General features: G+C 38.5%; 13 protein-coding genes. 10 read left to right on the top strand and 3 right to left on the bottom strand.

What is annotated here, in order from left to right; all coding sequences use genetic code 11:
* Positions 1-231: 231 nt before the first annotated feature.
* From FHG67_RS01220 to FHG67_RS01175, 10 genes are all read left to right on the top strand, one after another.
* On the top strand, positions 232-405 hold the full coding sequence (locus FHG67_RS01220) for an LIMLP_16695 family PerRB-regulated protein (protein WP_002622274.1): 174 nt from the start codon (positions 232-234) through the stop codon (positions 403-405).
* Positions 402-794, top strand: a complete 393-nt coding sequence (locus FHG67_RS01215; RefSeq protein WP_004498403.1) for a hypothetical protein — start codon at positions 402-404, stop codon at positions 792-794. The genes FHG67_RS01220 and FHG67_RS01215 overlap by 4 nt, the downstream gene beginning before the upstream one ends.
* The gene (locus FHG67_RS01210) at positions 791-1,390 is read left to right on the top strand and encodes an RNA polymerase sigma factor (protein ID WP_002622287.1); all 600 of its coding nucleotides are present in this window, start codon (positions 791-793) and stop codon (positions 1,388-1,390) included. The genes FHG67_RS01215 and FHG67_RS01210 overlap by 4 nt, the downstream gene beginning before the upstream one ends.
* On the top strand, positions 1,374-1,769 hold the full coding sequence (locus tag FHG67_RS01205) for a hypothetical protein (protein WP_004498368.1): 396 nt from the start codon (positions 1,374-1,376) through the stop codon (positions 1,767-1,769). Before FHG67_RS01210 ends, FHG67_RS01205 begins: the two co-directional genes overlap by 17 nt.
* On the top strand, positions 1,766-2,212 hold the full coding sequence (locus tag FHG67_RS01200) for a hypothetical protein (protein WP_004495319.1): 447 nt from the start codon (positions 1,766-1,768) through the stop codon (positions 2,210-2,212). The genes FHG67_RS01205 and FHG67_RS01200 overlap by 4 nt, the downstream gene beginning before the upstream one ends.
* A gap of 226 nt (positions 2,213-2,438) precedes the next feature.
* The gene (locus FHG67_RS01195; RefSeq protein ID WP_002622271.1) at positions 2,439-3,143 is read left to right on the top strand and encodes a response regulator; all 705 of its coding nucleotides are present in this window, start codon (positions 2,439-2,441) and stop codon (positions 3,141-3,143) included.
* Positions 3,133-4,524, top strand: coding sequence for a HAMP domain-containing sensor histidine kinase (locus FHG67_RS01190; protein WP_004498400.1), 1,392 nt, complete (start codon positions 3,133-3,135; stop codon positions 4,522-4,524). Before FHG67_RS01195 ends, FHG67_RS01190 begins: the two co-directional genes overlap by 11 nt.
* A 69-nt stretch (positions 4,525-4,593) precedes the next feature.
* Complete coding sequence (argJ, locus tag FHG67_RS01185) at positions 4,594-5,745, top strand: bifunctional glutamate N-acetyltransferase/amino-acid acetyltransferase ArgJ (protein WP_004495303.1); 1,152 nt, start codon at positions 4,594-4,596, stop codon at positions 5,743-5,745.
* On the top strand, positions 5,726-7,030 hold the full coding sequence (locus FHG67_RS01180) for a hypothetical protein (RefSeq protein ID WP_002622292.1): 1,305 nt from the start codon (positions 5,726-5,728) through the stop codon (positions 7,028-7,030). Before argJ ends, FHG67_RS01180 begins: the two co-directional genes overlap by 20 nt.
* The gene (locus FHG67_RS01175) at positions 7,030-9,417 is read left to right on the top strand and encodes a PP2C family protein-serine/threonine phosphatase (protein WP_004498391.1); all 2,388 of its coding nucleotides are present in this window, start codon (positions 7,030-7,032) and stop codon (positions 9,415-9,417) included. Before FHG67_RS01180 ends, FHG67_RS01175 begins: the two co-directional genes overlap by 1 nt.
* A 352-nt stretch (positions 9,418-9,769) precedes the next feature.
* On the opposite strand, the gene FHG67_RS01170 is transcribed toward FHG67_RS01175, so the two are convergent.
* From FHG67_RS01170 to FHG67_RS01160, 3 genes are all read right to left on the bottom strand, one after another.
* The gene (locus FHG67_RS01170; RefSeq protein ID WP_004495359.1) at positions 9,770-10,465 is read right to left on the bottom strand and encodes a hypothetical protein; all 696 of its coding nucleotides are present in this window, start codon (positions 10,463-10,465) and stop codon (positions 9,770-9,772) included.
* 208 nt (positions 10,466-10,673) lie between these two features.
* The gene (locus FHG67_RS01165; protein WP_016760401.1) at positions 10,674-11,804 is read right to left on the bottom strand and encodes a suppressor of fused domain protein; all 1,131 of its coding nucleotides are present in this window, start codon (positions 11,802-11,804) and stop codon (positions 10,674-10,676) included.
* Positions 11,801-12,055, bottom strand: a complete 255-nt coding sequence (locus FHG67_RS01160) for a hypothetical protein (RefSeq protein ID WP_016758622.1) — start codon at positions 12,053-12,055, stop codon at positions 11,801-11,803. The genes FHG67_RS01165 and FHG67_RS01160 overlap by 4 nt, the downstream gene beginning before the upstream one ends.
* Positions 12,056-12,091: the final 36 nt, after the last annotated feature.

The raw sequence follows: 12,091 nt of genomic DNA, 5'->3' as shown, positions 1-12,091 counted from the left end.
TTAGGATAAGTTGTAAGATCCAGTCGATTGCATATAACACGAACGTCTTAAAGTTTTAAATTCAAAGACGAAAAACATATCTTACGAGTCGAGAAATCATACTACGAATTGTTCGAATCTGCCGATAGTTTTATAAGACATAAGAACCGATTCCGAAAACTATAACTTTATGGTTTGGATTGACATTTGGTTCTTAGAACGTGCCATAATTTTCAAAGGAGGTAAAAAGTTATGAAGATGATTAAAAACCTGTTTCAACCCGAAATTCGGAATTCTTTCTTAAAAGAAAGTTTTCAAGAAGAAGAATGGTATCAATCTTTGATCAACCGCCCGGGCATAGAAGAAAGAATTCCTTACTTCAAAACCAAAGCGGAACATAGAAAAATGACAGCGATTGCAAGATGAATCCAGAAGAAAAAGCAAAATTACTAGAAACGCTGGACTTGATTCTGAAACACCTTCAGAATCAAAGTTCCAACTCCGGATCCGACTATAAAGTGGTTCTTTACTTAGTTCCTATCTTTGGAATTGTATTCGGTTGTGCGCTGTTATTTTTTGTTTTTTATTGGTGGTACAGACAACGGATTGAAATCATCAAAGCCGGACTTTATAAAAAAGAAATTTTCGATCTGAGAACTTATTCTTTCTTTTTAGGATTGATTTTCACTTTCGTTGGAATCGCACTTTCCATCGGATTCATTTCCGTATTAGGACAATCTCTCGCCATGCTAGGCGGACTTGTTCCACTCGGAGCCGGTCTGGGACTACTCTGCTATTATAAATTCTCCCGATGAGGGAAAACATTCCAATTGTATGCAATCAGGAAGACTGGGATTGCATTCAAAAAGTTTTACACGGCGATTTTAATTCCTTTGAAATACTGATGAATCGGTATCAAGGATTGATTTACTCTCAAGCGATCAAGGCCTTTCGCAACGAAACCGAAGCCGAAGATTTTACTCAGGATATTTTCTTAAAAGCCTTTGAAAGTCTATCTACGTTTCAAGGTAGATCCCAATTCTCCACTTGGCTGTTCGTAATCGCAAGAAACGACATCATTCGAAGATATCGTAGGGAACATCCGGAGGTATCCGGATTAGATACGCTTCTGCTCGTAGAAAGTGAAATAGAAAAGAAAAACGAAATCTCATCCGAACAGGAAACAAAACTTCTGAAACAGGAAATCTCCGAAAAAATCAGAAGCCTCGTGGAAAGTTTACCGGAACTCTATCGTAAGCCGATCATACTTCATTACTTCGAGAATATGTCCTATAAAGAAATTTCCAAAAAATTAAACTTGAAAATGAACACTTTAAAGAGTTATATTTTCAGAGGTAAGGAAATCATGAGAGATTGGTTAAACAAAGAAGAGAATGAAAAGCAAGAATAATTCCCATTCCAAAGAAATAGATTCCGTCCCGACCGAACTCGAAGAAAAACTGCATTTTTTCGAAGACGGCCCCCTAAATCATCCGGAAAATACTACGACTGTCCCACCGGACTTAAAGCGAAGGGTAATGTTGCATATCGTTCCCGTACGTCACATTAAAATTATCTTATCCGGTTTATTTTTCCTAGGATTTTCACCCTTATCCGTTTTGTTTTTTTTGGATTTTAGATTTTTGATCGAGACCAATCTCCTTCCTTTTATTTTAGTCACGAGCAGTATTCTCTTTTGTGTTTTCTCTATTCTAGCAGGAATCTATCTTGTCCATTACAGAAATCCATACACCAAAGAATGGAAAAACAAATTAGGTTTTTTTGAATGAATTCGAGTATTTTAAAAACTTCTCTCTTTTCCTTTTTAATTCTCTTCGTCCTGACAACGACGAACAATGCATTTGCAGATAAAAACTCTCTTTCCGATAACGGAGAACCAAAACCGATTATGGGAGCGAAAGAATATCTTAATTCCGATTTAGACCGGATTTTTCCCATCCTCCAAAAGATGAAAAAAGAAGAAGCGGCGATTCTAATCACTCAAATTCGGGAAGAATCTAGGAAAGAGTGGCCTAAGACGGACAAATTTTATTTTTTAATTTCTCACTTGGAAAGCATCAAAGCAATCGAAGAAGAACATGAAAGATTGAAAAGCCTGAACGAAGTTTATTTCATCGGAGCTTTATTACTCTCCGGTTTCCTCGTTTTTTCAATTTTCCGTCAAAGAACACTAGTACGAAAAATCAACGCACAATTGGACGACAAAGAGTAATTTTTGTTTTCTCTGCCGTATAGATTCGATGAGAACGATAGAGAAAACCGAATTTCTGTTGTTTGTAATTTTTTCGTATTCTAATTGTAACGAATTTCTGGAATATTAAGAGTATAGACTTTGCCCGGTCGAAATAGAAGAAATCTCACGGTTTCTAATTTTCTAAAAAAGGAAAGTCGGTTTGTAAAATAATAACGATAGGCCGGCAAAAAAAGAATAGGACTTCATGAAAAATCAACCAGGGAACCCAGGGCAAAAAGTCCTTGTCGTAGATGATGAGGAAGATATCGCCGAACTAATCCGATTTCACCTCGAAGAAAACGGCTACCAAGTAGATACGTGTCAAAACGGATTAGAGGTACTTCCAAAACTGGAAAAGAATACTCCGGATCTAGTCATTTTAGATCTCATGCTTCCGGGAATAGGCGGTATGGATCTTTGTAAAAAAATCAAAGAAAAATATTCTATGCCGATTATTATGGTCACCGCCAAATCCGGTGAAACCGAAGCAGTTCTCGGACTCGAACTCGGTGCGGACGATTATGTTCGCAAACCTTTCAGTACTAGGGAATTAATCGCAAGAGTACGTTCCGTTTTAAGAAGAGCGAAAGAAGGCGAGGAAGAAGAGCAATTCGAAGGAAACATCACCATTGGAAACATCTTTCTTAATCTAAAAGCACATAAAGCATTTATCAATAATTCCGAAGTCGACTTAACGTTAATCGAATATAAAATTCTGAATCTTTTCATGACCAACCCCGGCGTCGCTTTTACAAGGGATAAATTATTAGATCGGGTTTGGGGAAAAGACATTTACGTCACCGACAGAGCCGTCGACGTAAATATTAAAAGATTACGCGATAAGCTCGGAGGCGAAAAAGAAAGGCTCGAAACGATACGCGGAATCGGCTATAGATTCAATGAGGCGTAGCTTATTTTCAAAACTTCTTCTCAGTAACTGGTTACTTTTGCTAGTCCTTCTCGTTGTCGCGGGAATAGTTCTTTTTGTGGAAAAGTTTGTTCATTCCGATTTTAAAGTTCTTCTGTTTTCGTTTTACGTTCTTTTCGCGATGTTCGGAACATTCTACATGTCGTATTCGATCGCCAAAAGTGTAGTGGAACCTTTGGATAGAATCGAAAAAAAAACAGGAGAGATCAACGCAGGCGACTTCGGGTCCGAATTGACTTTGTCCGACATTCGAGAACTTGCGGATCTCGCCTCTTCCATCAATTTAATGTCCACAAGACTTAAAAGTCAGTTTGTGGATCTCACGATCGAAAAAGAAAAATTCGATTCCGTTTTACAGAACTTAAAGGAAGGAGTTTTTGCGATCGATCCCGAAAATACTTCCATTCTTTTTCAAAACAAAAGTATCCCAGGATCTCTCATAGAGCCGAATTCCAGATCTAGAAAAGTCGCAGACGCAACCCGAGATCCGAGACTCTTGGAATTCGTATCAAATCACCTCAAAGGATTAGGCGACTCTAAGATGGAACTGGATCTCGGACAAAATTTTTATACAATCAAAATGTATCCTCTGAAAACGAACGGGAAAACCCTCATGTACATCGGAGTGATCCGAAACATTACCGAAGAAAAACAATCCCACATCATAAGAGAACAATTTGTTCAGAACGCTTCTCATGAACTCAAGACCCCGATTACGTCCATTAAGGGATACACTGAAACGCTACTCGATCGTTTACGTCTTTCTCCCGAAAGTCACGAGAAAAGATTCTTGGACGCAATTTCAAGAAATACAGACCGTATGGTTCGTATTGTGGAAGATATGCTCGCGATTACTCGAATCGAAAACCAAACCAAGATCTCCGGAGAAGAGGAATTCTCCTTAAAATCCCTTGTGGAGAACTTAAGTTATACGGTCGAAGGAGTTGTGTCGCCTAAAGGACAGAAGTTCCTAGTGGAGATGCCGGAGCCTCTAATGATCGCGGCCGATTGGGTCCTTTTGGAGCATATGCTTTTGAATCTAATCTCGAATGCTTCCGCTTATTCCCCCGAAGGCAAAACAATTATCCTGAAAATTTTTCCTTTCGAATCGGATCAGATCCAGTTTCAAGTGATCGATCAAGGAATCGGAATTCAAGACGAGGATAAAAGTAGAATTTTTGAAAGATTTTTCCGAGTTGATAAGAACCGTTCCAGAAAAGAAGGCGGAACCGGCTTAGGCCTCTCCATCGTAAAACATATCGTTCGCCTTCACCACGGCTCCGTAAAAGTTTTCGACAATTCAGAAGGCGGAACTATTTTTGCAGTTACGATTCCCATTCGTTATCAGGCCGAAACATTTTGAATTCTTCTTTTCGGCAGAGATAATTTCCCAAAGATAGATCCAACTGACACGTTGAGGGATCTTATGACAATGCCCAAAGGCTTTTCATCTTTCGGAATCAATATAGGAATTAAAGACAATACGAAAGATTTCGGCGTTATTTATTCCGACGTACCTTGCAAAGCGGCGGCCATGTTTACGAAAAACAACTATCCCGGCGCTCCGGTAATCGTCGGAAAAGAGCACATTCAATCCGGAATTCTTCAAGCGGTAGTCATTAATTCCAAAAACTCCAACGTTGCGACAGGAGAAAAAGGAATTCAAAACTCCAGAGAAATCTGCAAAGCAATCGGAGAATCTCTCGACATCGACGAAAAGTTAGTCCTCCCTTCCTCTACTGGCGTGATCGGAATTCCCCTAAAAATGGAAATCATTCTTCCCGCTTGCAAAAAAGCGAAATCTCTTTTAAAACCGGGAAACCTGGAAGAAGTCGCAGAAGCAATCATGACTACAGATAAGAGAAAAAAAATTTCTTTCCGAAAAATTAAAACCAAGTCAGGAGAAGGCACAATTTACGGAATCGCAAAAGGTGCGGGAATGATTGAACCGAATATGGCGACGATGCTCTGTTACATTCTTTCCGATGTTTCTCTTCCGAAAGGAACCGATCTCTATTCGGTTTTAAAATTATCGGTCGATCAAAGTTTCAATTGTTTGACCATCGATTCGGACACTTCCACTTCGGATACGGTAGCGTTACTCTGCAACGGTTTGTCCGGCGAAAGTTCGATGGAAGATTTTTCCCAAGCTCTTACCGAAATCTGCATCGATCTTACGAAACTCATCGCGATCGACGGGGAAGGTGCGACTAAATTAATCGAACTCACAATCAAAGGCGCAAAAGACGAAGCCCAAGCAAAAAAAATCGGCAAGTCCATTCTCAACTCTCCCTTAGTAAAAACAGCGATTTATGGCGGAGATCCGAACTGGGGAAGATTGGTGATGGCTGTGGGCAAGGTTTTCGAAGAACCGATTCCGTTCGAAAATCTCCAAATTTATTTCGGGACCCTTCCCGTTAAAGAAGCGAATCCAGAAACCCTAAAAAAGCTTTCCGAATATTTAAAAAATAATACTGAAATTTCTTTAAATGTAATGTTGAATATTGGAACGGTTTCCATGAAATTTTGGGGCTGCGATTTTTCGGAAGAATATATAAAAGAGAATGCTTACTACACCACCTGAAAGTAAAAACTCTCGACGAGGATTTAAGGAAACGTTTCGTTCTCTTGTGACGGATTATTATCTCATTTCCGGAATCATCAATCTATTCGCAAAGGGAACCTCTGTTCTCATCGCGTTAGGGTTCTATTTCTTTATCCTCTCCGTGTTCCCGACGGCAATCGAATACTACATGGAAGTAAGTTTGCTTTCTACTTTGATTTTTGCTGTTTTTATCATTTTTCCCCTCCAGGAAAAACTCAGCGGTAAACTTAAGTCCATTCTGATTTCCGAATATTTAAGCGACGATCCCCGTTCTTCTCGATTAGCCTATCGCAAGTTCGACCACGAAGGTTTGATCAAAAACGTTTTTCCCGATCTTGTTCGATTAACAGAAAGTAATTACGGTAAACTGGCATTACTCAACAACGATTTGAAAACGTTCGAGCTCTATATGTACGCAAAAAAGAAACAAAGAAAAGTAATTACCCATGACGGAATCAATCCCGAAGCAAAGCTTTTAAAATACATTTTGAATAAAAAGAACGGCTCGATCATAGGGGAACCGGATCAAAATCACGAGATCAACGAAGACTTTGTGAGTCTCAGAGCCAATTTCATTTTACCTTTCGTTTATAGAGAAACTCTTTTCGGTTTTCTCGCCGTATCCAACATTCCCAAAGATTCGGTCAGACAGGATCTGAGTTTTCTTTCCGGAAAATGCGGGATTGCTGTCCACAATCATATCCTGTCCTCCCAAGTTGCAGAAAATAAAAAATACAGAAAGGAATTGGAAACCGCAGGTAAAATCCGAAAGTTCCTGGAAGCGGCCGCAGAACCTCCTATGATCGGCAATATCCGCATAGAAATTCTTTCCAGAGAGCCAGGAGAACTTGTGGAATTTCTCCATTCGGAGAGCGACGAAACCTACTTTGTCATTTTAAAGCTGGGGATCACAAATCAGGTCTCCGTATTAGTTCTTTGTTATATACTGGGAGTATTATATTCGGCAAGAACTTCCAGATCCGTTCAAAGTTTGAGCTACGTTAAAAATCTCGTAGAATCCTACCTCAAAGAAATATCTTGGAACGAAGAATACGATCTTCTCGTCGGAGTCATTCGAAGAAACGAGAACACAATTTCTTTAAAAACGTCGGGAAAAAATTTCAAGGTTCATAGAAACTCCAACTTCGGCAAAAACCTTCTTTCAACGGGATGGGAAGTAGAAGAAAATATCGAAAATGACCCTCTGGTTATTACTTGGAAAAACCGCACTATGATTTCGATTCACGATCTGAGGCTTCCGTAGTGAGAAACATACTTTTATTATTTATCTCTCTGATTTTGCTCAGCATCGTTCTCCTTGTCGGTGTTTTACAAACTTCTTCCGAAACGTTAAAACCTCCCTTCTATTATTATCCGAACGGGACAATCATTCAAAGTGGCGAAGAGTTTCCAAACATTCTCGGAAAAAAGGTCGACCTTTTGGAATTGGAAATCGCCGTAAAGATGGCCGAGTCTGGAAAATCTTACGAAAACGGAATACACGTTTATGGTAAGGGGGTAAGTGAAACGATTCCGGTTATTTTAGCACCGAAATCGTATTACTCTGTCATCCAAGAATTTACAAGGGATATTCTTATCTCTTTATTGTATCTTTCCGTAGCGATTTGGTTTTTCTTTTATACAAGAGATCTCTATATGCTTTTGTTATTCGGATCCTTATCGTGTCTGAGTTTGTTTAATTTCTTTTTGGTGGGATTTCACGAGTTTCACTTTTTATTTTTCTTTTTTCTCTATTTCACCGCGTTTGTGATCCTGAATATATCTTTCAGACTCAGAGGAAAGGAACTTCCGATTCGTTGGTTCGCTCCGGAAGTTATTTTTTCTTTGATCGCCGGTTTTGTAGGCAGATCACAGAAGGCGGATCCTCATATTTTTGGAATACTCGCAACCAACGGAGTTTATTTCATCTTATTCTGTTCCATCATTTGTATCTTTTTTCTCGTTCTAGATTCAATAAGAAATCTTTTTCCACTTCAGAGTTTATTCAAGAAGCTAAGTCTTATTTTTGCATTTAGTGCAATTTCCATTCTTCCTTTCGTTTCGGTTGAGTTTTCGGAACTGATTTCTCCGGACTTATCCAAACTTTTGATTTTGTCCGCGTTTTTGATTTTTCCTGCATTGATCATTTATGGAACCTTCACATATTCGATTGTTCCGGTTCAAATTGCATTCAGTTCCTCTTTAACTTCAATTTATCTGATCTTAATTTTAGCGGGCAGCTATTTGCTTCTACTTGGGGTGTTTTTTAAATTCAATCCGATCGCCACAGACAAATATTTGGAAGAATTCAATATTCTATTTCTTTGTTCGAGCGTCTATACGATAAGTTCCATCAATAGACGTCTTTCGAATCTAGTAGACACGTGGAGTTTTAAACGGAACCAAAAATTACATTCTGCTATGGAAACGATTTCCGCGATGATCAGCGCGCCGATTTCTATGAGAGCAACCATCAACAGTCTCATGAAAAAGGTTTCAGAAGCTCTGGACATCACCAAAATTCTCGTTTTGATACCCGCGGATAAGTTTCCCAGAACCGATCTAAAAAACATCAACTTCATTCGGATCTCCTCTAATTCCGAAATATGGCAGTATTTTGCGACAAATACGGAAGTTACCGTCACGACACATCTTGCCTACGGACTCGGAATCCGGGAATCAGTCTATAAATTTCTTCATAATTCGGGAGTACAGTTAACATATCCCATTTTCAATTACTCCAGAGGAAGGGAAGTGTCGGGAGTATTTCTCGTAGGAGAAAAGAACAACCGAAAAAACTTCAATCTGGGAGAACTGCATTTTCTGAAAGAATGCACTCGAATGGCCTCTATGCTCCTTCAAAATTACACTTTATTGGCCGAAGAAGTGGAGAAAAAAAGAATCGTTCGTGACCTTAATATGGCTTCAATCATCGATAAAACTCTCCACGTGGCGGAAAGCGAACATATCAAAGGAACCAAGATCGGATTTTTTTCAATACCCGCTGTCGGAATTTCCGGAGATTATTTAGACATTCGAAAATTAAATTCAAACACAATGTTGTTAGCTCTGGGAGACGTTTCGGGTCACGGATTGGGAACTGGATATTTAGTCAGTGCGATCAGAGGTATCATTCAAAATCAAATTCGAAAAAAAACGGATTTATCCACGATATTCAAAGTGATCAATTCGTTTCTTATCGAACGATACAGAGGAAGCGAGTTCATGACTTTCATCTGCGGAGAATATAATTCTCAAGAAGAAACTTTCGAGTACATCAATGCAGGTCACTCTTCTCCAATTTGCATTCGAAAAGACGGAAAATTAGAGCTAAGAACTGAAACTCAAAGAGTTTTAGGCGTCTTACCTACTGAATACAAACGCCTGACAATTCCAGTTTACCCGGGTGATAAATTAATTTTATTCACTGATGGAGTCACTGAAACATTCAATGATAACGAAGAGATTTTCGGTGATGAGAATTTTTTAAATCTTTTAAAGAGTAATCATCAATTGAATCCACAAGATCTAACGGATCTTGTACTAAAAACGATTCAAGACTTTCGAGGTAAAAAAGATCCTAGCGATGATATATCTTTTATCTGTCTTGAAGTGAATGAGAAGACTCACGAGTTAAAAGAAAATCAGTAAGATAAATAAATTTAAAAAAAAATGTAAAAATTTATTAAAACACTTTACATTTTTATCTTGATCCATTAATTATGTCTCTAATCACGGCATTAAGCTTTGAAAACGTTTAGAGCTTAACGTTAGTAACACGGAGGAAGAGTCAATGGTTGCAAAAAAGAAAGCAGCTAAAAAGGCAGCTAAGAAAAAAGCTGCAAAGAAAAAAGCAGCTAAAAAGAAAGTTGCAAGGAAGAAATAAGTAATCTAGCAACAATTTTCATTCTAAAAAGGAATGAAATTTTAAAACCCGCTTCTTGAAGCGGGTTTTTTCTTTTAAAGACACGCTTTAAGTCACTCGATTCAATATAAATCAGCTTTAAATACTTAAAAATTCGACGAGAAAATTCATTTCATCCTTCATCTCTGGCAAAATATCACCGTAAACCTTGATCTGCTTGGACTCTCCGTCTGAATTAATCTCATAAAGGCGGTATTCTTGATTCGTTATGGACGATTTTTCTAATTTGAAGAAACGAGTCGGCTTTTTTGAAAAACGATTGTACAAGGTAAACTTATGATAATAGAATCCTTCCTTGCTTGAATTGATCGGATAAGGTATAAAATATTCCGCTCCAATCAACAATGAATCAGGTTTTACAACCACCATTCTCGTCCAAGTAGCAAGATTAATCGGATAATTTTCCTCTAAGAAAGATTTCTTATACTTACTTTCCCATATGGAAAGAATTTTTTTACGAATGTCATTCGCTTGTTTGTATCTCTGAAGTCCGTTTAAAGAAATTTCCAAAAGAGATAAAAGAGGTATTGTCTCATTTTTACCACTCTTAGCGAGTTCAAGCTGAACCAATTTTTTGGAAGAATGAAAATCTTGGCTATAAATCTCTTGCCAAATCTTTTCTTGTACTTGTGCGCTTAACGAATCTGTACTTTCGGATAAAAGAGACAAAGGAAGTGTGATCCATAAAGAAGACGCACAAATCAAAGCCAATAAAAACGCTGAGTGGTTCATGTAATGTTTGATAGAGCGTATAATATCTTCCAAAACAACCATTTTTAGTATTTTACTGATCCCTATGAAATAGAATACCGTTAATTTAGCACAAATCCCGCATTTAGACGCAGAATTTCGGACACTGTTATGTAGAGACGAGTAATGGTCGCCGATCAATTTCATAAAGAGATTCTTTCACTCTATCAAGAATGTCAAGCGGCAAGGTTCCATTTCATCTTAGTCTCATCGAAACGAGACGAAAAGGCTTTTATATAAGAGTTTGTCTTTCCGAGTTATGATACCAAGAAAATCCTTTTTCGTCCCACATTCGGTTAAAAGATTGAATTCCGCCTTTTTGCGCGTATTCTTTTTCTTCTTCAGATACAGGTAATAAGGTTAAAAATCGAACTTGTTTTCCATTTTCAGAGATGAATCCCGAAAGATCTGGCACATTCAATAAAGAAAAACTTTCGAAATCTCGAAAGAGAACGGAAGTAAAATTCAAATAAAGAGCTTCAGGATCCTTTCTCGACATAGTAATTGTATGCCCATGACCGAACCACTTTGCCATATTCCAAGGAAAACGAATCAATTCGCCGATTAAATGAGGAACCCAAGATTCGGATCTTTCTAATCCTTCCAAACCGATTTTAACGGCGAGAATCAGCTCGATTCTTGCATAGTCCTCATAATTTTTATGAAAGAGTTCGACCGTAGGCATGTTTTGCGCGCTCATTCCGATCGTAGAATAGATTAGAATCTCGGGAAACTTTTCCGATTGAAAACGGGCAATTCCGAGTTGCGGATACTTTCCCCCGTCCGCAGACCAATACTTATCATGTTTGCCGAATTTGGATTCTAAAAATGAAAGCCGCTTCTCCTGAATTTCCTTCCAGGCTCCTTGTTTGGAACGTGCTTCCCAAAAGCTTCGAGACGCTCGCACTCGATCGGGAATAATTCCAAAATCAGAGTTGCCCAAAGGATACGCCGTAAGAGCTTCTATCTTCGCATGAAACGAGTACCCATGGAAACCTTTGATGCCCGACCAAGAAGGAAGAAACGCAACCAAGACTTCTTTGTAAAAAAGAGCGACCCCATCTCCTTCTTCCGTCCAGATAAAATAAAGTTCCTTTTCCTCGAAAGCGGGCTGAGGCTTCGGCTCGTTTACTTCAGAATGAAGAAGAAGAGGCGCTAAGCCATTCGAAAGATCTTCCGCACTTCTTTTATCGGGAGCTTCCACTCGATTACAAACCCACACGGATTTGATTCCGAATTCCGGATTCTGTTCTCCTTGAAGATAAAGATAAACGGTTCTTCCGTCATCCTCTAAATACGCGGTAAATGTTCCGTACGGGTTAGCTTCTTGATAAATTACCTTAGGTTCTGTAAAATGAGTCATTGAATGGGAATTTCCACAATCTTTTGCCTAAATTTTTCGAGAAGTAACCGAATTGCTTGTTCAGATCTATATTCGTTTAAGATATCCGGAAAATAAAAAGAAGCGTTAAGAAGACCGATAAGTTCAATCTCGTTCCAAGATTCAAAAGAATCTAAAACTAAAATCACTTCTTCCGAAATAGGTTCGTGTTTTTTTTGGCAAAGAATAAAAGTCTCGATAGCTCGAGTAGGAGTCATTGGTTTTTTGTACATACTTTTCTCTGTCTTTAGACAAAGTTCTATTGGAAT

The sequence above is a fragment of the Leptospira weilii genome, assembly GCF_006874765.1.
Taxonomy (GTDB): Bacteria; Spirochaetota; Leptospiria; order Leptospirales; family Leptospiraceae; genus Leptospira; species Leptospira weilii.
Note: the sequence above shows the minus strand (reverse complement) of the source record. Positions and strands in the feature narration are given on the sequence as shown.